This window comes from Microcoleus sp. N9_A1 (assembly GCF_036701795.1).
Classification (GTDB): Bacteria; Cyanobacteriota; Cyanobacteriia; order Cyanobacteriales; family Microcoleaceae; genus Microcoleus.
In genome coordinates, this window is the sequence record NZ_JAUBRI010000012.1 from 107,527 (window position 1) to 133,981 (window position 26,455).

Sequence of the window (26,455 nt, forward strand, 5' to 3'; positions counted from 1 at the left end):
CGCTCTCTACGTTATAAGTTAATCAGAGTGAGAGGGTTGAAAAATTCCTTGTAAGGATTGACAAAGGGATTCAAAACTAAATCTTGCCAGGGTTTGTTCCCTCAACCAAGCGCGATCGCACCTTTGATCCTGTCCTCGCAAAATTTCCACACAAGCAACCGCTACTGCTGCCGCATCTCGGTTAGGAACTCGCCATCCCAGTTTACCATCTTGCAGCGGATCTGCCGAACCGTCCGCGTCCCCCGCCAGCACCGGTACTCCGCAAGCTAGAGCTTCCAAATAAGCTATACCGAAGCCTTCCTGGGAGGGCATTACATAAGCATCCGCCAACTGGTAATGTGCTGCTAAGTCTTCTGTCGGTACAAAACCCGCAAATATTACTCTTTGGGCAACTCCCAAATCTTGGGCGATTTTTGCTAATCTAGGGCGATCGTCCCCGCGTCCAATAACTAAGTATTTCACATTGGGAAAACTTTTGGCAATTTCCGGCAAAGCTTGAATTGTGACATCGATGCCTTTGTAAAAATCGCTCGATCGCAATCTAGCCACAGTGTTCAATATTTTAGCACCAACCAGATCGTATTTTTGTAATAAATGCAGCGGTTTGGGCCCAGTAGTAAATATATTTTTATCTACAGTACAAGGCACTATTTGGAATTTTTCGGGATTTAATTGGTTAATTTCGGAAGTACAATCGCGCGTGTACCTGCTAATCGTCCAAATGCGATCGGCTTGTCTCATTGCTGTTTGATATTTGGGCTCCAGCAGTTCCCACACTTCCTTACCGTAAGTTAAAATCGTGTAGGGAATTCCCAGCGGCTGACATAAGGTTTTAATTAGCGGTGCGAGTTTGATGTGACCGCAAAAAACCCGTTCAGGTCGTTTTTGCAGCAAACAAGTTAGCAATTTTGCGGCAAACTTAAGACGACCAAGCCAAGCGGGATGAGTTTTTATGTAAGAGAATTTGAGATTTTTTGACTCGAAGGGATTTTGGCAATCTGGAGAATCTCGCAACAGCAATATTTCAGCTTGTGGCGCTGAGTTTGTCCCTGCGGTTATGCACAGGTAAGCTTTCAGGATGTCTCGGGCGTAGGATTGAATGCCGCCTTCGCTGGAAAATATTTCTAGGAAACAGAATAGGTGATTTGTCGATCGCATCTCAGATTTAGGCATTGACAGCCCAGACAATTATTGCAGTATAGTGATTTTGCCAAAAAGGGCGATCGTCATTATCCAGAGCTTTTAAACCATATCAAGATGACTGTAATTGCAGGTTTTACAGGCAAATATTTGACTCGCCTACTCTCACCGTTGGTTTTGAGCGACTATCTGCTTTTTTACTAGGGCTTTTAACGGGCTGCATCGGTGAGTGCGAGACATTGTTTGCAGTTTACTATAGTCTACCGTAATTGACTGAAAACTTAATGATTTTTTACAATATCCTACCCCAAGCAAAATTTAAGATTTATTAAGTTGGCGCGGCGCGTCCGAGCAGACTGCGGATTAGCATATCGGTGCCGATCGAGGCGATCGCATTTTTAGTCTTTAGTAAAAGTATGGTCTATCCAAAGATAGATATCGAGCCAGGTTTGAACTGTTATCATCAGCAAACATAGAGAGTTAGATTCAATATGACTCTGCCAGGTTTTAAAAGCAATTTCTGAAATATTTTGTCGAAAATATTCTCTTAAATTTTTCTCAAAACGTAAAAGAATTAATGCTCATAAAGCATTAAAAAAAATCAACGATACTTGATTTTTTTGACAAGAAGAATGGATACTGGCTCTTCGTATTTTTTATTTTTGCAAAAGTAGTCTAACGAAACCAGCGAGAAAGTTTTACGAGCAGAAAAGAAACAAGATATCGTACAATCATGTACAAAGAAAAGCCTGCTACCTAAAACATTAGGTATTCGAGCTTAAACCTAACAAAGCTAATGTTAGGTTGGCAACGTCATATTTACGAACGACTCTCTCCAAACGGGCCTTCATGGGAGTTTGAGGTGAAACGAGTAACGATCGCACTCAGTCTTTTTAGTCTACTCAGCAGCACTCTGGCAAGTTGCACAGCAGCTTCCCGGAACGCTCAAAACGGCACACAACCAAGCAACTCCGAACTTTCATCAGTTGCTGTAGCAGTCCGCGACCTCGGCAATCCATTCTTCGTACAAGTCGGCAAGGGCGCTGAGGCCGAAGCCAAGAAACTCGGCGGTGCAAACGTGAGGACAACTCTCGTTTCCAGCGGCGACGATTTAAATCAGCAATTTAATCAAATCGAAAACTTTATTGCCTCTAATGTCAGCATTATTATACTCAATGCTGCGGACACTAAAGGCATTGCACCCGCTGTCGAAAAAGCCAAGCAAGCCGGAATTCCGATAATTGCAGTTGATACCGCCGCCGAGGGAGGTGTTGATGCCACAGTTACTTCAAATAACGTGCAAGCTGGCGAAGTAAGCTGTCAATATATAGTCGATCGCTTGAAAGGAAAAGGCAGCGTTGTGATTATCAACGGGCCTCCCGTCGCTTCAGTGGTCGAGCGAGTTCAGGGCTGCCAGAGTGTCTTCTCCAAATATCCCGATCTCAAGGTTCTTTCCAAAGATCAGAACGCTGAAGGCAGCCGCGATGGCGGGTTAAGAGTGATGAGCGATTTGCTTACTTCCTTCCCAAAAATTGATGCTGTTTTTGCAATTAATGACCCCTGTGCTATTGGTGCAGAACTAGCAGCCAAACAAGCACAAAGGAGCGAATTCTTTATTGTTGGAGTTGATGGTGCACCTGAAGCTTTAGATGCGCTCAAGCAGAACAACAGTCTATTTGTGGCTACAGCAGCTCAAGATCCCTTTCGCATGGCAGCCAAGGCAGTTGAAGTCGGCAACGACATTCGGAAAGGCAAAAAGCCAGCCAATCCAAACATTCTGATTCCAGTCGCGCTGATTACTCGCGAAAACGTCAATCAACATAAAGGCTGGACAAGCGAGTGACCTTCTTCGTGTCAAGTTAAGACTAAAACCTTGGAGGAATCCCGTTTTTACCCGAGTCTAGATTCCCCTTAAGAATGGGGACTTTGAAAAGCATCTTCTCCCCCTCTTAAAAAGGGGGATATAAGTTTAATAGTCAAGCAGATTTCCTTAAGGTATTTACGATGGTAAATAGCACTCAAGATTCAATTAAAACTAAGCCCGTCCTCGAAATGCAAGGTATTACAAAAACCTTTCACGGTTTTACAGCCTTGCACGATGTAAATATCACCATTTACCCAGGCGAAGTCCACGCCCTCATGGGGGAAAACGGTGCGGGCAAAAGTACGCTGATGAAAATTCTGGCGGGAGCTTACATAGCTGATGCAGGCGAAATCAGAATTGACGGTCAAGCTGTTAAGATGACAGACCCAGGTCAAGCCAGAAATTTAGGGATAGCGATTATTTATCAAGAACTCAATCTCGCCCACAATCTGACAGTTGCTGAAAACATTTTTATGGGCAGCGAACTGAAGAAAGCAGGTACATTTCTAGACCAAGATGAAATGCGGCGTAGGGCCGCTGAGGTATTAACAAACCTCGATGCAAGTTTTGATGCTGGAGACCTGGTTTCCACACTTTCAATTGCCGAACAGCAGCAAGTGGAAATAGCTAGAGCGCTCAAAGATAAAAGCCGAATTTTAGTAATGGACGAGCCGACGGCCGCGCTTTCAGACCGCGAAACAGATAAGCTTTTTGAAGTGGTTCGACGCTTGCGGAATGAGGGCATTGCTATTATTTACATCAGCCACCGGATGGAAGAGATTTATGCTCTTGCCGATCGCGTGAGCGTCATCCGAGATGGCGGGTATATTGGCTCTCTTGAAAAGCACGAAATTTCTGCCAATCGCTTGGTGGAAATGATGGTGGGTCGTTCTTTACAGGATTTGTACGAAAACAAGCATCAAATAACACCGGGTGCTGTTGTTCTTGACGTAACAAATTTAAGCGACGGCCACAAAGTAAAGCCTGCCACTTTTCAACTTCATGCGGGCGAAATTCTGGGTTTAGCGGGTTTAGTTGGCGCTGGCAGAACAGAACTTGCCCGCCTGATTTTTGGTGCAGATCGAAAGACAAGCGGTGAAATAAAACTCGAAAATCGTCATCTCAATGTCTCGACACCCAATGAAGCAATGGCCGCCGGAATTGCTTACGTACCCGAAGATCGCAAGGCTCTTGGACTATTTTTGGAGGCAACTTCGGGGGAAAATATCACCATGAATGTCCTCGATCGAGAAGCAAAAGCTGGCATTATCAACTCAAATTTTCTGTTGAAAATTGTCAATGATGCTATTAATAATTTGCAGATTCGCCTTGCAAGTCCGAGCATCAGGGCAATGGATCTTTCTGGAGGAAATCAGCAGAAGTTGCTGCTAGCGCGTTGGTTGGCTATCAACCCCAAGGTACTTTTGCTAGATGAACCGACGCGGGGTGTGGATATTGGCGCAAAAAGCGAAATTTATCGAATTATTAGCGATTTGGCAGCCAAAGGTGTAGCTATTTTGATGATTTCCAGCGAACTGCCGGAAATTGTGGGAATGAGCGATCGCGTCTTAGTGATGCGAGCAGGAAGCCTCGTCGGTGAAGTAGGTGGCTCGACTGGGGAAAAGATTACGCAAGAAAACATTATGGCTTATGCCACTGGTGCAAAAGAGGTAGTAAAATCATGAGTCAAACGGAAACAAAAACCAGCAGAAATTCAGGGAGCGATCGGCAGAAAGCAAGTAAAGCTCAAGCTTGGAGAAATTTTATTCAGGTTGCCGGTATCTTACCAATTTTGGTTGGGATCTGTATAATTTTTTCCTTGGTAACGCCCAACTTTCTTTCAGTAGGAAATTTGATCAATGTCATCCGGCAAGCATCGATCAATATTGTCCTAGCTACCGGCATGACTTTTGTGATTTTGACAGGCGGAATTGACCTTTCAGTCGGGTCAATTTTGGGCGTGACGGCAGTTGTCGGGGTGCTGGTTTCTTTAGTTCCAGGCCTCGGTTGGTTTGCCGTACCGGCTGCGTTAATAGCCGGAGTATTTTTAGGATTACTTAACGGCTCGCTAATTGCTTATTTAGGTTTGCCTCCGTTCATCGTAACCCTGGGTTCTTACACTGCTTTGCGGGGAGTTGCTTATTTAGTAGCTAACGGCACTACAGTTATCAATAGAAATCTCACTTTCGCTTGGATAGGTAACAGCTATGTTGGCCCTATTCCCTGGTTAGTTATTATCGCTTTTCTGGCAGTTTTAGCGAGTTGGTTTGTCTTGCGGCGGACTGTTCTAGGGAGGCATATTTATGCCGTGGGAGGCAACATTCGGGCAGCACGATTGACAGGTATTAAGGTGAGTCGCGTGCTGTTATTTGTCTATGGTGTGAGTGGGTTGCTTTCTGGTTTAGGTGGAATTATGAGCGCCTCGCGCCTCTACAGTGCGACGGGGATGTTGGGGCAGGGCTACGAATTAGATGCGATCGCTGCTGTAATTTTGGGAGGAACGAGCTTCACAGGTGGAATTGGCACTATTTGGGGTACTTTGCTGGGGGCTTTAATTATTGCCCTGCTCAACAATGGACTAACTCTCATGAACGTGTCTTTCTTTTGGCAATTAGTTGTCAAAGGTTTGGTGATAATTATCGCAGTGACGATTGACAAAGTTCGCACAGGTTCAAGCGCAGCGTAAAGGTATTACTAATTCGGTGTCTCGGTTCCTGATGCGGAGCTTTTTCTTATGCAGATCCAGCATTTTTATCACCTGATTACTGCTTTTATCCTGGGTTAACCTGCTGTATTTCTACTAACATCATCCCCAACTTTTGCTGCACCAATTGATAAATTAGTTGCTCCTGAACCGTTAAATACCTTGGCAGAAGACCCCTTCGCGCAAGTGAATTCTGTCTCTCAACTCTCGGATGTAAAACCAACTGACTGGGCGTTTCAGGCGCTGCAATCTCTAGTAGAACGCTACGGCTGCATTGCCGGTTATCCCGACGGCACTTATAGAGGAAACCGCGCGACGGGGCGGTACGAATTTGCAGCAGGATTGAATAGCTGTCTCGATCGACTCAGCGAACTAATTACCACAGGAACAACCAACCTGATTACTGGGGAAGATTTAGCGATCGTCCAAAAGCTGCCAGCAGAATTTGCAACAGAATTATCAGTGTTGCGGGGTCGAGTCGATGCTCTCGATGCACGCACAGCCGAACTAGAAGCGAATCAGTTCTCGACTACAACGAAGCTGAATGCGGAAATTATCGTGGTGGTAACAGATACCTCCGGTAACAGTGTTGGGGATTCGCGCGATCGCACCAACACTATTATTGCCAACCGCGGCCGATTAAATTTTGAAACCAGCTTCACCGGTCGCGATCTGCTGAGAACCCGTTTGGAATTCGGCAACTTGGGCAGGATTGCCGATGAGACGGGTACAAATATGACGAGCAGTAATGTGCGCCGCGAGCGAGATACTTCTTATCACATTGAAGCGTTGTATCGCTTTCAGGTCAACGACAACATTTCCATCACCCCTGGTGTTTGGGCCGTTGTTAATCCTGAGAATGACAGCCGCAACGACACTCAATGGGTTTGGTTGCTCCGCACTGGCTTTAACTTTTAACCGGAAAGATATTTTATTGACACTCCCCGGCCTAAAGGCGCGAGGATTCTTGGATCATCCAGTTGATTTGCTCGTTGATGTCACCACCAGCGAGTAGAGATCAGTCTGTCCCCTAGCGTGAATTCCGGTGTGCCCCACCGTATTTAAATCAATTCCTGTATGAGCTTTCAAGCCTTTAGCTAGAATGTTTAACGCGGCATTGTGATCGCGATCTAATATCGTTCCGCAACCGCAAATATGCGTTCGGGTTGATAAAGTTTTCTTAACAATATCACCACAGTTTGAACACTTTTGAGATGTGTATTGTGGCGGAACTCCAATAACTGTTTTGCTGTACACTTTTCCAAAATACTCCAACCATTGAGCAAACTGTGACCACGCAGCATCACTAATCGACTTAGCGAGTTTATGATTCTTAACCATGTTACGCACTTGAAGGTCTTCGTAGGCTACAAAATCGTTAGACTTTACTACGCACAACGCCGTCTTAATGGCGAAGTCTTTACGCTGCCGACTAACCTTTAGGTGCTTTCTTCCTAACTTGTTGATTGCCTTTTTCCGGCTTTGGGAGCCTTTCTTTTTCCGAGAAACTCGCTTCTGCAATCTCTTTAAAGCTTTTTCGCTTTTGCGGAGACACCGAGGATTGGGAACTGTTTCGCCGTCACTATTCGTGTAGAAGTGGTTTAATCCAACATCTATGCCAATCATTTTACCAGTAGAAACGGGTTCCTCTTTTCGTTCAACGTTGATGCAGAATTGGGCATAATAGCCGTCAGCACGACGAACTACCCTGATTCGCTTAATCTCATCGGGCGCCGAGAAATGCAAATCTCTACTGCCGAGCAATCTAAATGATCCAGCGGCAAAGCCATCGGTGAAACTCAGGCATCTTTTGTCGGCAGAAAGCTTCCATCCTGATGTCTTGTACTCTACAGAGCGACTGTGTTTCTTGAATTGCGGATATCCTTTTTTCCCTGGCTTTTTGGCTTTACAATTAGCGAAGAAACGTTGAATAGCAAAAATGGCACGTTCAGCCGAAGCTTGACGCGCCATTGAGTTAAGTTTGCCCGCCCATTCAAATTCTTTCGCCACAACGGCGCATTGTTTGTACAGGTCTACTAACTTAATTCCTTGATTGTCTATCCAATGTCTAAGAGTTTTGTTTCTGACAAATTGAGCCGTCCGAATCATGTCGTCGATGATTCGATATTGCTCCGTTTTGCCCTTCAACTTAAACTCTAAAACTATCATTGGAAGAGTTTATCGCTTTTGCTAAAACTTTTACCTATAAGCCTGTATATTTAACAAGTCTTCACACTTCTTGTAATTAAAGCCGTCCTATAAGGACGGGGCTTTAGACCCAATTTTTTGGTAACCGAGCCCTGGACGCAAAAACCCAGTTTATTAACGTAATTGCCTCGTTTGAGACGATAATCGCGATAAACCGGGTTTTTTAGACCGATCGTGTATCCAGGGCTTCAAGTTCACTCCACAACAAAAAACCCCAGCCATCGCTGGCTGGGGTAGAAAATTATCAGGGTGCATCTACTAATATTTGCAACTATAACATACATTTGTGGGGTGTCACCCTTCAGGGGTGACACCCAACGAAGATTTTAAGTCAGAATAAATTATGATTCAAGATTCCAATGATTAACAAAGCTTCTATATCATCTCGTTCTGTCCCAGCCGATCTAAAATTTAAGATTTAGAATAAATCTGTGCTAGACCTCAAATTAATCCGAGAAAACCCGCAAGCCGTACAAGAAAGCCTCAACACTCGCGGAGGCAACCACGAAATCGAGCCGATCGTCCAACTAGACAAACAGCAGCGGGAGTTGGAAGGCAAGCGATCGCAACTGCAAGCCCGCAGCAACGAAATAGCCAAACTCATCGGCCAAAAAAGAAAATCGGGTTTACCCCTCGAATCTCCCGAAATTCAGACTTTGCAAGCAGAAGGCAACGCAGTCGGCACGCAGTCGAACGAATTGCAAGCAGAGGAAAAAGACTTAAAAGCTCAAATAGAAGCATTATTGCTGCCACTTCCCAACTTGCCGGGATCCTCAACGCCCTTGGGCAAAAATGAAGATGAGAACGTCGAAATCCGGCGCTGGGGAGACGAATACATTCCCCAAAATCCCGATATTTTGCCGCACTGGGAAATCGGCGAAAAATTAGGAATTCTCAACTTTGAACGGGCAGTAAAAATCGCTGGACCCCGATTTGTCACCTTAATTGGAGCTGGTGCAGCCCTGGAAAGAGCGATTATTCAATTCATGCTTGACCGCCACACCAAAGCTGGTTATATAGAAGTGATTCCCCCACTTTTAGTTAACACTGAATCCCTCACAGCTACCGGGCAATTGCCAAAATTTGCTGAAGAAAGTTTTAAGTGCGATCAAGACGATTTGTGGTTAATTCCTACTTCCGAAGTTCCGGTTGTCAATTTGTATCGAGGTGAAATATTGACAGCAGAACAGTTGCCGATTTATCACTGTTCTTTTACTCCTTGTTTTCGCCGGGAAGCGGGAAGTTACGGCAAAGATACGCGGGGATTAATTCGGTTGCACCAATTTAATAAGGTGGAATTGGTGAAACTGGTGCATCCGAGTACCTCCGAGGCTGAACACGAAAAGCTTGTGCAGGATGCTGAGGGAGTTTTGCAGGCGCTGAAATTGCCTTATCGGGCGATCGCACTGTGTACCGGCGACTTAGGTTTCGCGGCAGCAAAAACCTACGATTTAGAGGTGTGGCTGCCATCTGCAGGCAAATACCGCGAGATTTCCAGTTGTTCCAATGTCGCAGATTTTCAAGCGCGGCGGGCGAATATTCGCTTTAAAGAAGCGGGGAAAAAAGGTACTCAATTTGTGCACGCGCTTAACGGTTCCGGTTTAGCTATTGGCCGGACAATGGCAGCTATTTTGGAGAATTACCAGCAACCCGATGGGAGGGTAAAAGTGCCGGAAGTGCTGCAATCTTATCTCGGTCGCGAGGTTTTGTAAACCTGGTTCAGAAGACCGGGCGGTTGAAGACCGGGCGGTTGAAACCGCGTCTATACGAACAAAACCCGAGCTCAGAGGGGTTGAAGGCTCGGCGGTTGAAATTACGTGATCTTCTTGAGTCCGCGCACCATCCGGACATTGTTTGTGTAGGGGCGGTTTCAACCGCCGACTCAAACGGGGTTTCTTTCTGACTTATTCACAAATTTTTGAGCGCTTCCTTAATATCCAGCGCTAAAAATCTATCCAACGCTAAATACATCCAGTAAAGAGATAGCTGAGAATCACTATTAGTCTTTTGAAACCCCAAAGCCAAGCTCATTTTTTCGTACATCGGGTGAATCATTAGCGTGTGCAAATCGCAAAGATTGGGAAAATCTTGTTTCATTTCGACCAAAACTTGCTGGATGTGTTCGAGAAAAATAACGCGGTATTCTTCTAAATATTGCGGATCTATCATCCAACTGCGGACAAATACTGACTGGCAATTTTCATCTCCAGGAAGTGCCATTGTAAAAGGATCGATCTCAGCAGAAACCGAACTTAAATGCAGGCTTTTACTGGGTGCGTTAAAAAAATTAACTTCCGATTCGGCTGCGGTGGGATAAAGTAAGTAAAAGCCGACAGGATTCAGGTTGTCGCAGCGGCGCAAAACAGCCATTCCTTTTGAATATTGGCCGGCCAAAATCCGGAGAATTTTAGCAATTTGGTAGGGAACTGCGTTAGTGCTGCGATTCATCCAGTTGTAATTGGTTGCTAGTAAATTTGCAACGGGAATTGCATCGCACCGAGGATTAAAATTATCTAATTTGAGTTTGACTGAATTTTCCGGCGGCGCGGGATCTAAAATTTCGGAAACTGGTTGAATTTGAATTGCTGTAGCGTTACCGTCAAAGTGTTTTGCGATCAATCCCAGTGCTGCTAATTTGTCTAACATCATGCCGGCGGCGCGATCGCTCCCGCGATCGGAATCGGAGTAAAATAGTTCTGCTGCTTCCCGATGAGTGCAGTGCACCTCGGTTGCTAGCAATTCCAGTTTAGCCAGCGGCGGTTTGAGGCGGGGCTGGCTTTCCTGAAGCTGTTTCACTGATAAGTAAACCCAAAGCCTTACAAAGCATTCAGCCCTAGTGCGAGTTACGCCTACTCGTTTCATCAACAGCGAAACAGCCGCGCGGCGCTGTGATTGAGAATACCAAGCATCTAGTGAAGCAATATCCATTTCAGTCGGGAAGCAGCGAAGGAACTTTAGTTACATATTGGCTCAATTTTACAAAAAACTTCACCCCGCTTCACATTACTTCTTGCTACTGTTGCTCAACTTGTCTGATTTCGCCCAACTCTACAATATAACTGGTTGATCCTTGCAAGTTCGCTGCTTCCCAAAGCACCATTAATTTTAGATATTTTCGGGCTTGATTTAACAAAGTAAATTAGCAATTTTAGAGGTTGACAGTATGTACAGTGCTTATATCAATCGGATTGGAAAATTTTTGCCCGGAAAACCAATTAATAATGATGAGATGGAGGAGTATTTGGGCAAAATTGCCGATCGCCCTTCGCGAGTCAGACAGCGAATTCTCAACAGCAACGGGATTAAACAGCGCTATTACGCGATCGACAAACAGCAGCAAACACTATATTCTAACAGCCAAATGGCAGCGTTTGCCGTCCGGGATGCGATTTCTCAGTCAAATTTGGAACCAGGGGCGATCGACTTACTAGCCTGCGCCACCACCTTACCAGACTTATTAGTACCAGGATTTGCCAGCACAGTACACGGCGAACTTTCCGAATTATCTCCCCTAGAAATAGTTTCCACTCAAGGAGTTTGCTGTGCCGGAATTACCGCCTTAAACTACGCCGCATCTCAACTCGAACTAGGCAAAAAACAAACAGCAATCGCCGTCGCCTCCGAATTTCCCTCGCGCCTGTTCAAAAACACCAAATTTGAAGCAGAAACATCAGTAAAAGCCGGAAAACCCCTACCTTTCGATACAGAATTTCTGCGCTGGATGCTATCAGACGGTGCCGGAGCATTTTTGCTGCAAAACCATCCCAATGCGACAGCAATTAGCTTAAAAATAGAATGGATTGAATTAATTTCCCACGCCAACGCCTATCCAGTTTGTATGTATTCAGGATTAGCCAGCCCCACAGCAACCAAAAGCTGGTTAGATTATTCTTCCTACCTCGATGCAGCCGCAGCGGGAGCTTTTGACTTGCGGCAAAATATTCGCTTGCTCGACAATGTAATGCAATTAGGCGTTGAAGGTTGGCTGAGATTGATTAAAGCCGGAAAAGTTTTTCCGCAGGAAATCGACTGGCTGTTGTGCCACTATTCCTCTCATTTTTTCCGGGGACAAATTGTGGAACTTCTCGAACAAGCAGGCTGCATGATTCCTGAAGAAAAATGGTTTACCAACTTGTACACCAGGGGAAACACAGGCTGCGCCTCGATTTATTTAATGTTAGAAGAATTGTTCAATTCTGGCAAATTGCAGCCGGGACAAAAAATCTTTTGTTTTGTCCCAGAAAGCGGCCGCTTTACAACAGCTTACATGATGTTAACTGTTGTGGAAAATGCCAAGAAATCTATGATTTCTCAAATCTCTAAATCCGTTGATGTTCCCGAAGCTTCGCCTCTCGAAAGTGTTAAACCGCAACAGCCCAACTCTCCGCAAGCTTATTTGTTGCGGGAGTTAGCCTGGATTTGGCTGAAGTTCGATCGCGAAATTCGTTCTGTTCCCATTGTCCGCAAATTGTACCGGGGAGAGTTTACAATAGAAGACTATCAAGCATTGCTGTGCAATCTCCGCCCGCAAGTTGTCGAGGGTGCTCGCTGGATTGCGCGTGCTGCTTCTAACATGACTGACTTCCGCCTGCGATCGACTTTTATCGGCCACGCCCAAGACGAACACCGCGACTATCAAATGCTAGAAAAAAATTATGTTTCTGTCGGTGGAGAGTTGTCAAAAATTGTCGAATATGATAAGAATATTGGCAGCGAAGCCCTGTCAGCTTTTATCTTCCACCAAGCATCGCGGGAAAATCCGGTCGATTTAATTGGTAGTATGTTTATAATCGAAGGATTGGGAAACCGATTGGCTCTCAAGTGGGCAAAAGAAATTAAGGAAACTCTCGGTTTGCAAGACGAACAAGTATCGTTTTTAGCTTATCACGGAGTTAATGACGAGTCGCATTTAGCCAAACTGGAAAATTTAATTAATGCCGAATGGATGACGGATGATATCGCCCACCGCATTGTTAAAACTGCCCGCGTTACTGCTCGTTTATATTTGCTGCAATTGGAGGAAATCCGCTAATGCAAAAGCTGCAAAAACAAGATACGGAAAATCTCCCTGATGAGCGGAAAATCCCTTATGCTACGAAACCTTACAACCGCCGAGATCCGAATGTTTGGGATGTCCTGTTTTGCGATCGGTCAATTCCCGTCGATTTAGTGGCAAAAGCATACATGATCCGGGATTTGCAAAACTGGACTCGCAGTTATTTGCTCATCCCAATCAAAATTATTGCTAACTTTTTGCTGGCGGTAATTATGACAACAAAGCGCCTGTTGCCATTTCAATTTCGCGCTTACACTTTAATGCACAAATCGGCTGCATTTTTCCTAAATAACTTTGTCTCGCCCGAAGCTTGTTATTTAATTGTGCGGCACATAAACGCGGGCTCGAACATTATCAACTTCTTGATTGATAACGGCCCGGACACCCAGATTGAAAAGTCAAAACTTTATCCGCGAACAGTTAGCGATTTAGCTGACAATGCGTTTCTGGAACACGACTTAATTCTGTATAACTTTGTGTGGGACTACAACCAGGCAATGCTGACAAATCCCAACTGGTTGCAGGTTGTCAAAAAACGGGGAATTAATTATGATAGCATTCAACCTGTGGAAGTTGAAATGGATTTTGAAAGACTGAGGTGGCTGAGGATTCTCGATTTAGAATCTGCCATCGAATTGTTTAAAGTGTTTTATTCTCTGTGTTTGACTAGCGACGAATTTGCGCGAGCAGTGATGTCGCTTCAGTTAGATGAAAACTTCGGAGTGTACGTCAGCGAAATTACGGGAAATTGCGATTGGAATCATGTAATTGTCAACCGCCATCCGCTAGCGCCAAACAGTCCGTTTAATGCAGCGCGCGACTTATTTTTGCACGGGATAATTTCGGAATATCTGTATCGGTATTTGGAACTGCGAAAAGAGATGAGCAATGTTTCAAAGTAAGGTGCTTAGGTAGGTGCAACGTAAGCACCTTACGAATATAATTAGCGCGTCCAATAACTTTTTGCGTAAGTCCTGAAGTTTGAAAGACTGGTTAATTTTTAGGTCAAAAATTAATAGGAAAACTCAAGCTGCTGCTAGCTGTGCTTGTTCTGCTGCTTTGGGCAAAGTCTGATTTACCACAATCCATTTGCCTGTAATTGGGTCGCGGTAAGTAATAAACGGATTAGATTTTAAAGGTTGACTGCAAGGTTTAGCGCCCATTTCTCACTCCCAATAGATGGTATTGAATAACTACTACAACACCATACCTTTAATAATCGGCTATTTTGCCTAAAATCCGCGTGATTTATAACTCAACAATAGGTGATATTTTAGGTATGTTTTGGTGACATAGAACACTGCCTAATGTGATTTAAAACTGCGTTGGCAGTGAGCAGTATCACCAAAAACCTTCCGTAAAAAAAATCTGCCTTCTGGTTTTTACCTTCTACCTTCAACAGTGCCACTATTTTCAGTGAATATCTGATATTATTAAGTAAGGTAAAGACGTTTATCAGAGATCGCCCTCACAAATTTATGGTGTTATTTGGATTTGGCAAAAAGTCGAGCCTGCCCTCTGCTCAAGAGGCATTGCCGGGACGGGCAGAGCAGATAGCGGTACCGGCAACTCACTTTGTTAACGGCAATCCGCTCAAACCTCCCTTTCCAAACGGCATGGAGATTGCCGTGTTTGGTTTGGGCTGTTTTTGGGGCGCGGAACGGAAATTTTGGCAGCAAAATGGAGTTTTTTCGACTGCTGCGGGTTACGCGGCGGGGATTACTCCGAATCCTACTTATAACGAAGTTTGCAGCGGGATGACGGGACACAATGAAGTTGTTTTGGTTGTGTTCGATCCGAAAGTAGTTAGTTACGAAACGCTGCTCAAAGTTTTTTGGGAAAGTCATAATCCGACTCAAGGAATGAAGCAGGGTAATGATTCGGGTACTCAATATCGATCGGGCATTTACACGTATTCAGCCAGCCAAAAACAGCTAGCTGAAGCTTCGCGCGATGCTTACCAGCAAGCTTTGACGCCTGCTGGTTACGGCAAGATTACTACTGAAATCATTGATGCTCCTGAGTTTTATTACGCAGAAAGCTATCACCAGCAGTATCTTGCTAAAGAACCGAACGGTTATTGCGGTTTGGGCGGTACTAAGGTTTGTTTGCCTGCTATGTCTGAGGCTTGATATTCGATCCCGCTTGATGGGGACACAATAATGTTCGTTGGCGTTAATTTAATGTCAAATGTAGTCACAGACTTATGTCTGACGATTAAGGCCTGATCCCCCCCTAGCCCCCCTTCTTAAGGGGGGGGACAAGAACCTTCTCAAAGTCCCCCTTTTTAAGGGGGATTTAGGGGGATCGGGCCTCGCGTCAAAGCGAGATGTCTCAGGTTTTAGACTTAAGACGACTAAGACCAGATCCCCCCTAGCCCCCCTTCTTAAAAGGGGGGACAAGAATCTTCTCAAAGTCCCCCTTTTTAAGGGGGATTTAGGGGGATCGGGCCTCGCGTCAAAGCGAGATGTCTCAGGCTTCAGACTTAATTTGACACTAATGAACACTGCTGTGTCCCTACAACATTGGGCTAGAATTCCGCCATAAAAAGCCGAATATGTTAGTAGTTTAAAAACAAGTAATAAATGCTGACTGCTGTTGTAATTATCAATCTACTAATATCTGGGGTCTGCTTTTATATAGCTGCTAAGGTGTGGAAAATCAGGCGGACGATCGCACGTTTGGAAATTCGGATCGCAGCAATCGAACGGTGTAGCAGCAATGTCCTCAGTATGTCGCCGGATTTCCTTGGTAAAAGGCAGCAAGGTACCCGCCAACTGCGACTACGTTATCAACAACTAGAATTGCAACTGCAACAGGTTCAGCAACTTTTGGGATTGCTGGGTTTGGGACGGAGGCTTTGGCTCAGGCGCGATCGACGTTTGAGGTAAGCTATCCTAAAATTGCCGCCCGTGCTAACTCCGTAGGATTTTCAACAATATTTCTACCTTTGTAAAGGGCTGCGGTCGGGCAAACGCCCCTAAAATTGGTGTATGGAGAGAAGTTATAAAAATGTCAACTAAACGTTCAGGATTATTTATTGGCGGTTTGCTTGTGGGTTCTGCGATCGGGGCCGTGACGGGCTTGCTGATGGCGCCCCGAACGGGCAAGGAAACGCGGCAGATATTGAAAAAATCGGCCGATGCTTTGCCGGAGTTAGCCGAAGATTTATCGAGTAGCGTACAATTGCAGGCCGATCGACTCTCTGAATCTGCAATGCGAAATTGGGATGAAACTTTGATTAGACTTAAAGATGCGATCGCCGCCGGCTTGGAAGCGACTCAGCGGGAACGCCAAACCCTCTCGGAAACAGAAGCCGAACTGAGTCCCCCGTCGCGCCCTCCCCTCCGCTAACTTATAAGCCCTCCCCCATAACTCATTGCTGTTTCGGACGGGCAAGATGCTCATCCCACAATAATTTCATCGCGCATTGACTGTAAAATTAGATGAATTTTCAAACCCCAAATCCGAGATTCAAGTGAGCGATCCGATATTTTGGCTAGGACTTTCGATTTTGCTAGTAGCAGTTAGCTTAACTGCTGTTTTAGTGACTCTGATACCTGCGGTGCAAGCGCTGGCCCGGGCGGCCCGCAGCGTGGAAAAGCTCGCTGACACGCTTTCTCGCGAATTTCCGCCCACTTTGGAGGCGATTCGGTTGACGGGGCTAGAAATTAGCGAGTTGACGGATGATGTTAGCGATGGGGTGCAAAGTGCGGGAGAGGTTGTCAAACAGGTCGATCGAAGTATTGGTAGCGCGAAAAAGCAGGCGCAAAACGTGCAGGTAACAACTCGCAGCGTGGTGACTGGGGTGATGGCTGCTTGGAAAAGTTTAACTCGGAAGCCGCCGATTTCTGGGACAAATCGCCGATCAGATAGATTGTCGGCGAGTCAAAGAAGTGCGATTTCGCTGAGGGATTCGGGTTTGGATGACAGGTATTCTGGGGGTTACGCTGCGAGTGCGGGTAATGGGGAATCGCCACGGTTGAGGAATGGCGAGGGTTCTGGTTTAGCGGGGGATGCTGAAGATTTTGAGCAAGTGTCGAAGGATTCTTGATAGTCGATCGCTTTTTACCTTGCTTGTTTCAACTTTTGAATTTCCTCAATACTCAATCCGGTTGTTTGGGCGATCCTTGCTTCATCTAACACATCCAGAAGTCCTTTGGCAATTTCGATAGCTTTTTCCTTAACAGCTTGTGAAACAGCCTGCTTCACAGCTTTAATAGTAGCATTCCGCTGGTCTTGTATGTAAATTTCCTGATGTTCTAAATCTTCCAACTCTTCGCGGGTTAAATCGGCGCGATTCGCCACTTCAAAAGCTTTCTGAATTGCCTGGACTTCTCCCATTCGTTCCGGTACAAATTCTAAACTTTTGGCATTTTTCAGGAAATATATCCACTTATCGGTGAGCGTTTCTAATTCCTCTAGTTTTTTGCCGAATTTAGGTAATTCGACAAATACTAACTCAATATCGTAAATTAGGTAGTCTACCAGAAAATCTCTTTCTTTCAGGACAAAGCGAGAAATTATTTGGTCGAGATTGGGGAACATTTCAAAGTCAGTAATAGTTAAGGCAATTACCGGATTTAGTAACGTGTAATCGGCTCCCGTGTCGAGTTGAATCGAGTAAGCTTTAGCAGCATTGTACAATATCCGCTTTTCAAAGCCTTCTACATTCAATACCTGCATTTCGATAATGACTGTTTGCTCGTTATTCAGCTTGGCTCGGATATCTAAGTAAGTATCTTTAACTCCTCTAATTTTGGGGGGTTGATAGGGATTGAGGATTTCTAAAGATTCGATCGCAGAATTGCCTTGATAGAGGATGGCGTTGAGAAAACTGATGAGGATGTCTTTGTTTTGTTCGTCGCCGAAGATTTTTTTAAAGGCAAAATCTGTTTTGGGATTGATAAATCTCATTTTTCAAACCTCCACTGTGAAGGAATCGCTCTCGATTATAATTATACCATTTATACTGTTTGATTGAGGGTCTTCTCAGATGGCATTTTTTGTAAGATTTGTGGTTGAGGCCGATCGTCCATCTAATCGTTTTTATCTAAGTCTTCTTTTTTCGGAGTTTCTGAAGTTGAGGGGAATTCTAGTCGAATGTTAATATCAATTGATACTGTACTTTCTTTAAAACCTATATTAACTATTTTTACCAATGCTTCTGTTGGCAAAGAATTATTCATTTTAAATTCAGAAGAAGACAGAGTTTTAAATCCTGCTTCCTGTAGCCGATCGCACACATTTCTCCAATTTCCCACTGGTTCATTCGGTAAATCTGCGAGCTTTTTAACATATTGGTATAAAGTTTTACACAAATAAACCTCTGCACTTTTCGGAGTCTGAAACATTTTTTTAGCTATTTCGGCGGGACTGCAACCGGAAAGTAGTCCTCGGAGATACAGCTTTTCAGTGTCTGTGAGTCCTCTGCGCGATCGGGGTGAGATTTGCCGTTTAGCTTCTGCAAAAGCTTGGTACAGCCTTTCTAAGTCCCAGTGTTTGGCGGCTTCGGCAAATAAGTCTTCTTTTGATGCCATTTTCGGGTGTGGTGAGATGTGGCTAACGATAGCATAACCGAAATTGCTAGCGTTTGTTAGTTGTTTGCTAACAATAGGTAGTCTAGTATTAAATTACCGAGTCATTGTCTAAGTGCAAATACTTAGAAAAGCGGGAAAGTGCGATCGCGATCTTTCAAATTTTGCCTGTTTAGTTAACTTTCGTTAGTCAAAGAGTTAGTTTTTGTTCCTTACACTGAGGTATTTCAATGGCTAAAGGTGATGAAATAGCGAAAGCGGCAGGTTCCGCTGCTGCGGGTGCTGCTGCGGGTGCTGGTGTGGTAGCTGCTTCTGGTTTTACGGCAATTGGTGCTATTGGTGGAGGTGCTGGTATGGGTGCTGCTGCTGGCCCCGTTGGTATAGCCGTAGGTGCATTAGCAGGTTTGGCATTTTACGGGATTAGCAAGGCTCTTTCTGACTAAAGCTTGACTCACGCCAGGGACTTAAGTTTCTGGCTAATAACTCAAGTCGGTTGTTGATATTGAGCGCTTGTTGCACGAGTCCGCCGGGGGTTTTTAACCCCCGTCTCATAGCGAAAATCCTCTTTAGAGGACTAAATACCTAATGTACAAAATTTTCAGTCCTCTGAAGAGGACTTTCGCTGTTAGCCAGGGGTTTAAACCCCTGGCGGATAGGTTGGTAAGCGCACAATCTATATCAATTTGAACCGCGAATTTCTAGCTCTAACTTAGCCCGTCCCTCAACTAAAAAGTGTCAACTTATGTCTTCTCAAGAATTTCAAGCAGCATACACCAGCATTTACAGTACAGGCACTTTACTCTTACAATATCTCAAAGAATTCCGTGACGGACTCCGCATTCAGGGAGATGAAAGTCAAGGGCTACAAAGCATTGAAGATGAAATTAACAAAGCTTTAAAGGCTTTGCAAGATCAGAAGTATCAAGTAGCCGTCATTGCAGCAATGAAAGCTGGCAAAAGCACCTTCTTAAATTCTATCATCGGTGCTGATGTGCTGGCGAGTGAAACGGCCGCCTGTACTATCTGCCGTACAGATGTCCGACACATTAAACCGGGCGAAAATCCTAAACTTTTAGAGTATCGAGAAGGAGAAAGAAAACCAGTCATTCTTGTTGAGGGTGACGCGGGCGAAATTCAGCAAAAATTCCTGTTGCGTACCCGTGAAATTCGAGAAAAAGGCAATCCCGATCACACTACACGCTTTGAAATAGAGCATCCGATTGAAGCAATTAGCGAATTATCTTCTCTCACAGGCTTTACCCTAGTTGATACTCCCGGCCCTAATGAGTGGGAGTCTGCAAACTTTAACATTAATGCACTGAAGCAAACAGCACTAGAAGCACTGCGAAACTGCAATGCAATTCTGTTTGTTTTAAACTACGCTTCCTACAAAGATAATGCAGTTGCCGATTTGTTTAAGGAAGTTGTCGAAAATCGCAAAGATTTTATAGCTGAGAACACGGGAAAAATTTACTTTATTTTGAATAAAGTTGACCAAAAAACAGAGAGAGACAGAGAAATTGCTGATGTCATCAAGGATTTAGAACTAGAGTTAACTGGCTTTGGCTTTTGCAATCCAGTTATTTACCCTGCCAGTTCTCGGCAAGGACTTCTAGCGAAACTGATTCACCAAGGAAAAGCAACTGAAAGCGAAATCAAAGACTTTAAAAAATTCTTTAGTGCTAGGTATGCCACTGAAGATGAGGAAGGAAACCAGATTATTCCTGCACCCCTAAAAATAGCACCGCAAGCACTAGCAGATAGCGGTATCCTAACCATTCAAGAAACAGTCATTCAAAGGATTACTCAAAATTCCGGCTGGAATCTTTTGAATGATGTTGTGGCTGCACTTGATAAGCAAGCTAAGGCTATTGAGGATACTCTCAATACAGAACTAAAGGGTTGGGAAATGGGAATTGAATCCCTCAAACAAAAAGTAGAAGAGTACAGGAAACGCTCAGAAAATGCGATGTACAAAGTTGAGTCAGTCAAAAAAACTGTCGAGCAAGAAAAACAAATACTAATCCAAGGATTTAGTCAAGGAATTAACACATTTGCGGATAATGCTAAAGCTCAGATAGGCAGTGAGATTGATAAGATTGCCGAGTCTCGTTCTGCCAACTCTCCAAAGCCAAAAAAAATAAAGCCAAAAAAAAGTCAACTTATTTCCCAACAACAGCCAAAATTTGAAAACATGGGCTTCGGACAAATAGTGGGAGAAATGGGAGAAGCCGTATTAGGATTAATCCCTGTTTTTGGTCTGGGATTAGGCAAAGCATTCAAATTAAGCACATCTCTATGGGATAAACTGAGTGAAGCTATGCCTGACACTTTCAATAGCTCTTTCTCTCAACAAGGTGATAAGCCGGAAAAGTTTGATCCATACATTATCCGTTGTAACACTCAGACTGAAGCTCAAATAATCATAAAAACTATTAATGATGTTTGTGCGCCAAGTATTGAAAGTTGGTGGATAGACACTCAAGATGAACTTGTCAGAGAGGGTACAAACATCCGAGAGCAGTTAGCAAGTAAAATTCAAAAAGATATTCAACAAATATCTAATGAATTGTCGAATTATCTGGGTGATGCTTTACAGATAAAACTCAACATCAACCCGATTCAGTTTCCCAGTTTTGATTTCCCAGGAATTGATGCAGGAATCAAAAGTCAAGTGGAGGTATTTACCCGGACTGAAACGAGAACTGAATATCAAACAGAACGTCGGTCTAAAAAATCCAATAGTCTCTGTAAGGGGAACACAAGTTATGATGTACAAGTTCCTATTGAAAAAACAATAAAAGTTCAAGATCAGCGTACATATTATCAAGTTGACTTGCACCAAACTGTAGAGCAAGTTCAACTAAAAATAGATGATAATGTATCAGGGACTCTGGTGCTGCTAAAGCGAGTTATCGATCGACAAGTTTCTACTGATTTCAAAAGTGCAGAACGGCAAATCAATGATTACATTAAAAGGTTTGAAAATGACTTCGCTCGCGTCTTGAAGGAACGGGAAACGAAAGAAGCAGAAGCGCCGGAAATTCTGGCTCGTCTTGAGTATCAAAAAGCCAAGCTTATTGAGTACCTCAGTCAATTAAGTTCGATTCGGGAATCTCTCAATAGTTGGAAGCCAGTTAAGTAAAGTTAGAGAAAGTACGATCGCGCTTATTGTCCGAAAGTACGATCGCTCTTTCATCAATCAATAAAAACTTCTGAGTTTGACCTACAAGTCTAAACGTGATAAGCAGTAATAGCAACTATTCCATCAGCACTATAAATAGCTTCAATGCGTCTAAAAGTAGGATGAGTCCACCACACTTTCAGCCGATTTCCCTGAGCCGGAGCCGTACCAATTTTACCGTAACCTGCTGTCAATAGAAGTAACTCAAATTCTGTAGAAGGCAAAGTTTTGGCAGTAATTTGAGTGATGCCGTCAAGCTTATGCTTATCAAGGGTCATAAGTACCTTGGTAAGTGCTGTAGATGCGGTAGCCAGGGAATACTAAAGCAATGCCAATTGGACTGTGAATAGTCCCCGGATAGCTTTCTTCTGGCTCGCTACCCCCAATCCGAATTTTGAGCGCACCCAGCCAAATGTAGAGCCCTGGAATTAAAGTATCTAAACTGTAGGCGATCGCCCGCATTTGAAGATCCGGGGGATTAATTGGTTTTAAATACTGTGGCTTTTCAGGTTGGGAAATAGACATGACATTGATTCCAATGTGACATAGTGCAAAAAAAATCTTGTTGATTACACTTTAACATAATCTAAGCTTCACTTTTTAATTATTAAGCTTATTTAACTATTTTCTCATAGCAGCTTTCACAGCAGGATGAATAAATTCTTCAGGAATTCGATTGCGCTCAATATAAGTATTTATTTCCTCTAGGTTATCCAAATAAAAGCTCAGTGCGTCAAAAATTTGAGCTAATTTCAGATGAGGTAAGTGCATCGGGATTTCTTCAGGAGTAATACCCAAACGCCACAATTCCACGATCGCACGAACGGAAGTTCTCGTTCCTGCGATAATTGGTTCCCCTTGCAAGATTTCAGGGTGACGTGCGACATAACGCGAAGCAGATTGTGTAGTCATGGGAGATTAACCGGACACATCGATCTTGATTATAACTTACGCTAAAACTCGGTAAAAGATTCAGGGCGGTGGTCATCCCAAGTACCAAAGTGCGCCCCTCTCCCATCTTAAATCTCACGCGGGCGATCGCCCTTTCAGTCCAAAAGCGCGCCCCTATCCCATCCTAAATCTCACGCGGGCGATCGCCCTTTCAGTCCAAAAGCGCGCCCCTATCCCATCCTAAATCTCACGCGGGCGATCGCCCTTTCATTCCAAAAGTGCGATCGCTCCATCCAAAGAATTTATGCTGTAGAATATTTGTCAAACGCCACCCAGCAATTAGTATAATTTAATAATCAACATCAAAGCACATCAAATACAGTCAATTAATGCCATGATTGCTAACTTGCCCCTCAAGCTGCCTCACTTACCCAACAGCTTGCCAAGCGAAGGTTCTGTCCGCATTGAGTTAGTTAACGGACTTTTAATATTTAGCGCTTCTATCAAAACCCAGGAGAGAATCAAAACTTTAACTGCTCAACAACAAGCATCAAGTCTAACTTCCGAAGAACAAACAGAATTGGATGGATATCGAGAATTCATTAGCTATCTTAGTTTAGTTAATGAAACCATGAACAATGCTTTTCTATATCCTTTGCGAGGCACAGTCATTCGCTATGATGACCCCTGTGAACCAGCAGTTCCGTTGGAAGATTGGGAAGTGTTACGATGATTGTACTAGATACTCATATATGGGTTTGGTGGGTTGACGATAACCCGCGACTGACTCAAAAACATCGGGACTGGATACAACAATATCAATCTCAAGGTTTAGGAGTCAGCATCATTTCTTGCTGGGAAGTTTCTAAATTAGTAGAAATGGGAAGACTTACTTTGTCCGTTACAGTTGATGAGTGGTTAACACAAGCTTTGGCTTATCCCGGAGTGCAGCTACTCGATCTCACCATTCCGATTATTGTCGAGTCAACTAAACTCACAGGTTTTCACCGCGATCCCGCAGATCAAATCATCGTCGCAACGGCCAGGATTTGTGCGTGTCCGTTACTAACTGCGGATGCTAAAATTCTAGCATATTCTGATGTAAAGACTCTTCATTGAAAGGTGAAAAGTGCCTTCGCTGTGAAGGAAAAGCCTGGTTTCGCTGCTACTTTGAGTGAGGGAAACTCATGAAAATTCGAGAATCGGTTGGTAAGAGTCTATGGAACTCTTCTCTTGGTTGGTGTTGCGAACCTCTTGACCCCATACCGCCCGGTCATATAGCCCTAGCTGTTGAACCAACGGATATGGATCTTGTGGATTGGGATATTGAAGAAATCGGGGATAAAGCAGGTTTTGATATTGAGTACAGATACACGGGCGTGAATGACCCCAAGGATTCATCTTTAGCTTGTGTAACTCAGTTTGTCGGTATTTATGGGGACTGGTTAAAGCTCGATCGCGATTTAGAAGCTTTGATGGCGGCCGGCATCCCGCGCCATCTATTTAAAACGCTGGCTTCCAATGACGATATCGATTTGAAACCTGTAACCGAATACGTGAAAACCATTCTTGTTTAGGGTGCAAATCAAACAGCAGTAAACTTGGCGATCGCCCTTTCAGTCCAAAAGTGCGCCCCTATCCCATCCTAAATCTCACGCGGGCGATCGCCCTTTCAGTCCAAAAGTGCGCCCCTATCCCATCCTAAATCTCACGCGGGCGATCGCCTTTTCCGTCCAAAAGCGCGATCGCCATTCAGCTCCATCCAACACAGATTAATCTTCCCCTAACCCTGAAAACAATAATACCAAATCTCGATCGCCACGCACCACGCGAGCAATATCAATCCCGTCAGATCTGGGGTAGTAAAAAATCAAGTAATCCCTAACAATAAATTCCCGCAAATTTGAGTCAAATATCTCATAACGTTTGCCCATATTGGGAAATTCTGCGACAAGTTTACATTTTTGACTGATGGCCTCAAAAAGCTCGCTTGCCGCCTTGGAACTATTTCGAGCAATTTACTCACAAATCTCATTCAAGTCTCGCACAGCTTCCTCAGAAAATGTGTAACTGTTCATACCTCTGACTGTTCTATGCGATCGATCTTTTCTTGCAGTCTGGCAAAAACAAGTTCCCCATCAGTCACTTGTCCCTTAGCAATTTGTGCACTTCCCACTGCTATTTTCTCACGCAGTTCTTCGATGTGTCGTTTTCGTTCTCTCAAAAGCGCGATCGCTTCTCCAATGATTTCTTCAACACTGCCATATTTCCCGCTTTGCATTTGGGATTGAATAAACTCTTCATATTCTGGTTTGAGGACAATATTCATCTAATTGCTCCTTATCAAAGGATCTTTATTATAACTTAGGCTCAAAGCTTGCTGAAAAAGCGATCGGCTTAGTCGCCATCGCCCCTATCCCATCCTAAATCTCACGCGGGCGATCGCCCTTTCAGTCCAAAAGTGCGTGAAGCGTAGCTATCCCGTAGGGAATCGCCTTACAATCATGTCAAATATATTCAATTCTCCCCATCATCTCTTCAGGCGTATAAACTTCATAAATTAAAATCAAACTACGGATAATCTCGCCAACAGAACGAGAATCAGGAGGACAATAGACAATCCCCGGATAATCTGTAGTATCGCTTGCCATAATTAGAAAATCGTCATCGTGAGTTACTATCACGCGCTACTGTTCGCGAATAAACGCGAGGTGTAACTCATCACTTTTAGTACGCAATCCTGCATCCACTGTTGTCGTAACATCTATCCCATACCGACGCAAACCGCGCGAAATGTTAGAATCAATATGTTCATCTAAATGAAAACGAATTTTCTCACTCACCTCTAATTGCCCTCAATTGTTCTTCTAGCGGAGATGGTGAACTTTTGCGCTTTAATTCTTCCACAATAGATCGGCTTTCCGCAGTGTGACGATCGATTTCTTCTCGATGATCGTAATAATATGTCATTGCGGCATGAACCGAGGATAGTGGCAAATCATACTTTCCCGCGATTTCTTCTACAGAAATCCCCATTTTAAGATACATTTCCGCGATATGTGCCACAGCAATTCGATGACCCGCAATCCGTGGCTTACCACCAAGCATCCCAGGGGTAATTTCAATATGTTCTGTGATGACTGATTCCTTCGACATTTTAGTAAAAGACTCTTAATAGATAATGTTTAAGCTATTTAATGTTAGCACAGACAGGTTTAGCGCCATCGCCTCTCATTCATCCACCTGTATCTGCGTTCTTCTGCGGTTAAAGTATCCGCCGCGCAGCTATCCTGTAGGCGATCGCCCTTTCAGTCCAAAAGTGCGCCCCTATCCCATCTTAAATCTCACGCGGGCGAGATCCTTTCCTTCCAAAAGCGCGATCGCTCTTATTTAAATAATGTTAATATCGGAGCATGGATAGTGTGTACAGACTGCAAGGAGTTGAGTTTGAATGGCATACAAACAAATTCCAGAGCAACCTAGAAAAGCATGGCGTTAGCCTTGAAGAAGCCGCAGAAGTGTTCTTCGATCCATTCTATCAGGAGGGAGATGCAACGGGTAATCACTAACAGCGTAACTTTATTTTGGGTTACTCCCGCACTCAACGCCTATTACTGGTTGTTTATGTAGAACGCAGCTTGCGAATACGCATCATTTTTTTCCGTCCTGCTACCCGCACTGAAAGGAAATTATATGAACAATTCTGAAGAAGAAATAAAATTGCAATTGCGACCTCGTACAGCGGAAATAGTCTCGCTAAACATTCCAATAGATACTTTAGCATCACTTGCTGACGGGGCGACAGGTCGCCTGAAAGTCATACAGTCCGGCAACTCTAGACAAATAGCATGAAAAAAGATAGGGTAAGAAA

31 protein-coding genes are annotated in these 26,455 nt (G+C 44.1%); 18 read left to right on the plus strand and 13 right to left on the minus strand.

Annotated features, from left to right (window positions below; all coding sequences use genetic code 11):
* Positions 1 to 18 precede the first annotated feature (18 nt).
* Positions 19 to 1,173 carry a glycosyltransferase family 4 protein gene (locus tag QUA58_RS08295; protein WP_333393618.1) on the minus strand — a complete coding sequence of 385 codons (1,155 nt, stop codon included), beginning with the start codon at positions 1,171 to 1,173 and terminating at the stop codon, positions 19 to 21.
* Positions 1,174 to 1,936: 763 nt separating this feature from the next.
* Between QUA58_RS08295 and QUA58_RS08300 the strand changes: the two genes are divergently transcribed.
* From QUA58_RS08300 to QUA58_RS08315, 4 genes are all read left to right on the plus strand, one after another.
* The gene (locus QUA58_RS08300; protein WP_333250897.1) at positions 1,937 to 2,983 is read left to right on the plus strand and encodes an ABC transporter substrate-binding protein; all 1,047 of its coding nucleotides are present in this window, start codon (positions 1,937 to 1,939) and stop codon (positions 2,981 to 2,983) included.
* A 161-nt stretch (positions 2,984 to 3,144) separates the two neighbouring features.
* Complete coding sequence (locus tag QUA58_RS08305; RefSeq protein WP_333393619.1) at positions 3,145 to 4,689, plus strand: sugar ABC transporter ATP-binding protein; 1,545 nt, start codon at positions 3,145 to 3,147, stop codon at positions 4,687 to 4,689.
* Entirely contained in the window at positions 4,686 to 5,690 is a 1,005-nt protein-coding gene (locus tag QUA58_RS08310; RefSeq protein WP_333250893.1) for an ABC transporter permease subunit, read from the plus strand. The genes QUA58_RS08305 and QUA58_RS08310 overlap by 4 nt, the downstream gene beginning before the upstream one ends.
* A gap of 144 nt (positions 5,691 to 5,834) precedes the next feature.
* On the plus strand, positions 5,835 to 6,626 hold the full coding sequence (locus QUA58_RS08315) for an iron uptake porin (RefSeq protein WP_333251104.1): 792 nt from the start codon (positions 5,835 to 5,837) through the stop codon (positions 6,624 to 6,626).
* 54 nt (positions 6,627 to 6,680) lie between these two features.
* Here the strand turns inward: QUA58_RS08315 and QUA58_RS08320 are convergent, their stop codons facing one another.
* Entirely contained in the window at positions 6,681 to 7,877 is a 1,197-nt protein-coding gene (locus QUA58_RS08320) for a transposase (RefSeq protein WP_333393620.1), read from the minus strand.
* 470 nt (positions 7,878 to 8,347) lie between these two features.
* On the opposite strand from QUA58_RS08320, the gene serS reads away from it, so the two are divergent.
* Positions 8,348 to 9,628, plus strand: a complete 1,281-nt coding sequence (gene serS / locus QUA58_RS08325; protein WP_333250889.1) for a serine--tRNA ligase — start codon at positions 8,348 to 8,350, stop codon at positions 9,626 to 9,628.
* A gap of 196 nt (positions 9,629 to 9,824) precedes the next feature.
* On the opposite strand, the gene QUA58_RS08330 is transcribed toward serS, so the two are convergent.
* Complete coding sequence (locus QUA58_RS08330) at positions 9,825 to 10,844, minus strand: hypothetical protein (RefSeq protein ID WP_333250886.1); 1,020 nt, start codon at positions 10,842 to 10,844, stop codon at positions 9,825 to 9,827.
* A gap of 235 nt (positions 10,845 to 11,079) precedes the next feature.
* On the opposite strand from QUA58_RS08330, the gene QUA58_RS08335 reads away from it, so the two are divergent.
* On the plus strand, positions 11,080 to 12,948 hold the full coding sequence (locus QUA58_RS08335; RefSeq protein ID WP_333393622.1) for a 3-oxoacyl-[acyl-carrier-protein] synthase III C-terminal domain-containing protein: 1,869 nt from the start codon (positions 11,080 to 11,082) through the stop codon (positions 12,946 to 12,948).
* The gene (locus tag QUA58_RS08340) at positions 12,948 to 13,874 is read left to right on the plus strand and encodes a DUF6999 family protein (RefSeq protein WP_333393624.1); all 927 of its coding nucleotides are present in this window, start codon (positions 12,948 to 12,950) and stop codon (positions 13,872 to 13,874) included. Before QUA58_RS08335 ends, QUA58_RS08340 begins: the two co-directional genes overlap by 1 nt.
* 123 nt (positions 13,875 to 13,997) lie before the next feature.
* Here the strand turns inward: QUA58_RS08340 and QUA58_RS08345 are convergent, their stop codons facing one another.
* Positions 13,998 to 14,135: a hypothetical protein gene (locus tag QUA58_RS08345; RefSeq protein ID WP_265236679.1), complete on the minus strand. Its 138-nt coding sequence runs from the start codon at positions 14,133 to 14,135 to the stop codon at positions 13,998 to 14,000.
* A gap of 315 nt (positions 14,136 to 14,450) precedes the next feature.
* Here QUA58_RS08345 and msrA point away from each other — a divergent pair, with 315 nt between their 5' ends.
* The 4 genes from msrA (at position 14,451) to QUA58_RS08365 (ending at position 17,026) form a co-directional block, all read left to right on the plus strand.
* Positions 14,451 to 15,104 carry a peptide-methionine (S)-S-oxide reductase MsrA gene (gene msrA, locus QUA58_RS08350; protein ID WP_333250878.1) on the plus strand — a complete coding sequence of 218 codons (654 nt, stop codon included), beginning with the start codon at positions 14,451 to 14,453 and terminating at the stop codon, positions 15,102 to 15,104.
* Between the two features lie 453 nt (positions 15,105 to 15,557).
* Positions 15,558 to 15,863, plus strand: coding sequence for a hypothetical protein (locus tag QUA58_RS08355; protein WP_333250876.1), 306 nt, complete (start codon positions 15,558 to 15,560; stop codon positions 15,861 to 15,863).
* Between the two features lie 121 nt (positions 15,864 to 15,984).
* Complete coding sequence (locus QUA58_RS08360) at positions 15,985 to 16,326, plus strand: YtxH domain-containing protein (RefSeq protein WP_333393625.1); 342 nt, start codon at positions 15,985 to 15,987, stop codon at positions 16,324 to 16,326.
* Positions 16,327 to 16,450: 124 nt separating this feature from the next.
* Positions 16,451 to 17,026 (plus strand): DUF948 domain-containing protein, encoded by a 576-nt coding sequence (locus QUA58_RS08365; RefSeq protein ID WP_333393626.1) that lies wholly within the window; start codon positions 16,451 to 16,453, stop codon positions 17,024 to 17,026.
* Between the two features lie 14 nt (positions 17,027 to 17,040).
* Here the strand turns inward: QUA58_RS08365 and QUA58_RS08370 are convergent, their stop codons facing one another.
* Positions 17,041 to 17,889 (minus strand): Rpn family recombination-promoting nuclease/putative transposase, encoded by an 849-nt coding sequence (locus tag QUA58_RS08370; RefSeq protein ID WP_333250870.1) that lies wholly within the window; start codon positions 17,887 to 17,889, stop codon positions 17,041 to 17,043.
* A gap of 122 nt (positions 17,890 to 18,011) precedes the next feature.
* Positions 18,012 to 18,512 carry a DNA-binding response regulator gene (locus QUA58_RS08375; RefSeq protein WP_333393628.1) on the minus strand — a complete coding sequence of 167 codons (501 nt, stop codon included), beginning with the start codon at positions 18,510 to 18,512 and terminating at the stop codon, positions 18,012 to 18,014.
* Positions 18,513 to 18,739: 227 nt separating this feature from the next.
* Between QUA58_RS08375 and QUA58_RS08380 the strand changes: the two genes are divergently transcribed.
* Entirely contained in the window at positions 18,740 to 18,952 is a 213-nt protein-coding gene (locus QUA58_RS08380; RefSeq protein ID WP_333089593.1) for a hypothetical protein, read from the plus strand.
* A 299-nt stretch (positions 18,953 to 19,251) separates the two neighbouring features.
* Positions 19,252 to 21,654, plus strand: coding sequence for a dynamin family protein (locus QUA58_RS08385; protein WP_333393630.1), 2,403 nt, complete (start codon positions 19,252 to 19,254; stop codon positions 21,652 to 21,654).
* An 89-nt stretch (positions 21,655 to 21,743) separates the two neighbouring features.
* Here QUA58_RS08385 and QUA58_RS08390 read toward each other — a convergent pair whose 3' ends face one another.
* The 3 genes from QUA58_RS08390 to QUA58_RS08400 all read right to left on the minus strand — a co-directional run bounded on the left by QUA58_RS08390 (position 21,744) and on the right by QUA58_RS08400 (position 22,605).
* Complete coding sequence (locus QUA58_RS08390) at positions 21,744 to 21,971, minus strand: hypothetical protein (protein WP_293185432.1); 228 nt, start codon at positions 21,969 to 21,971, stop codon at positions 21,744 to 21,746.
* Positions 21,961 to 22,218 carry a hypothetical protein gene (locus QUA58_RS08395; RefSeq protein WP_106146435.1) on the minus strand — a complete coding sequence of 86 codons (258 nt, stop codon included), beginning with the start codon at positions 22,216 to 22,218 and terminating at the stop codon, positions 21,961 to 21,963. The genes QUA58_RS08390 and QUA58_RS08395 overlap by 11 nt, the downstream gene beginning before the upstream one ends.
* 96 nt (positions 22,219 to 22,314) lie before the next feature.
* Positions 22,315 to 22,605, minus strand: a complete 291-nt coding sequence (locus QUA58_RS08400) for a DUF433 domain-containing protein (protein ID WP_333393632.1) — start codon at positions 22,603 to 22,605, stop codon at positions 22,315 to 22,317.
* Between the two features lie 373 nt (positions 22,606 to 22,978).
* On the opposite strand from QUA58_RS08400, the gene QUA58_RS08405 reads away from it, so the two are divergent.
* The 3 genes from QUA58_RS08405 (at position 22,979) to QUA58_RS08415 (ending at position 24,161) form a co-directional block, all read left to right on the plus strand.
* On the plus strand, positions 22,979 to 23,317 hold the full coding sequence (locus tag QUA58_RS08405) for a hypothetical protein (protein WP_333250862.1): 339 nt from the start codon (positions 22,979 to 22,981) through the stop codon (positions 23,315 to 23,317).
* Complete coding sequence (locus tag QUA58_RS08410; protein WP_106146429.1) at positions 23,314 to 23,703, plus strand: type II toxin-antitoxin system VapC family toxin; 390 nt, start codon at positions 23,314 to 23,316, stop codon at positions 23,701 to 23,703. Before QUA58_RS08405 ends, QUA58_RS08410 begins: the two co-directional genes overlap by 4 nt.
* A gap of 68 nt (positions 23,704 to 23,771) precedes the next feature.
* Positions 23,772 to 24,161, plus strand: a complete 390-nt coding sequence (locus tag QUA58_RS08415; RefSeq protein ID WP_333393633.1) for a hypothetical protein — start codon at positions 23,772 to 23,774, stop codon at positions 24,159 to 24,161.
* 195 nt (positions 24,162 to 24,356) lie between these two features.
* On the opposite strand, the gene QUA58_RS08420 is transcribed toward QUA58_RS08415, so the two are convergent.
* The 4 genes from QUA58_RS08420 to QUA58_RS08435 all read right to left on the minus strand — a co-directional run bounded on the left by QUA58_RS08420 (position 24,357) and on the right by QUA58_RS08435 (position 25,740).
* The gene (locus QUA58_RS08420) at positions 24,357 to 24,602 is read right to left on the minus strand and encodes a type II toxin-antitoxin system RelE/ParE family toxin (protein ID WP_333393634.1); all 246 of its coding nucleotides are present in this window, start codon (positions 24,600 to 24,602) and stop codon (positions 24,357 to 24,359) included.
* 56 nt (positions 24,603 to 24,658) lie between these two features.
* Positions 24,659 to 24,913, minus strand: coding sequence for a type II toxin-antitoxin system ParD family antitoxin (locus tag QUA58_RS08425; RefSeq protein ID WP_106146421.1), 255 nt, complete (start codon positions 24,911 to 24,913; stop codon positions 24,659 to 24,661).
* Positions 24,914 to 25,091: 178 nt separating this feature from the next.
* On the minus strand, positions 25,092 to 25,268 hold the full coding sequence (locus QUA58_RS08430) for a hypothetical protein (RefSeq protein ID WP_333257610.1): 177 nt from the start codon (positions 25,266 to 25,268) through the stop codon (positions 25,092 to 25,094).
* Between the two features lie 151 nt (positions 25,269 to 25,419).
* A complete protein-coding gene (locus tag QUA58_RS08435) occupies positions 25,420 to 25,740 on the minus strand; it encodes a DUF433 domain-containing protein (RefSeq protein ID WP_333257608.1) in 321 nt (106 codons plus the stop codon).
* Positions 25,741 to 26,006: 266 nt separating this feature from the next.
* Here QUA58_RS08435 and QUA58_RS08440 point away from each other — a divergent pair, with 266 nt between their 5' ends.
* Both QUA58_RS08440 and QUA58_RS08445 read left to right on the plus strand, forming a co-directional pair.
* Positions 26,007 to 26,153 carry a BrnT family toxin gene (locus tag QUA58_RS08440; RefSeq protein ID WP_333257603.1) on the plus strand — a complete coding sequence of 49 codons (147 nt, stop codon included), beginning with the start codon at positions 26,007 to 26,009 and terminating at the stop codon, positions 26,151 to 26,153.
* 124 nt (positions 26,154 to 26,277) lie between these two features.
* Complete coding sequence (locus tag QUA58_RS08445; RefSeq protein ID WP_333257600.1) at positions 26,278 to 26,436, plus strand: hypothetical protein; 159 nt, start codon at positions 26,278 to 26,280, stop codon at positions 26,434 to 26,436.
* Positions 26,437 to 26,455: the final 19 nt, after the last annotated feature.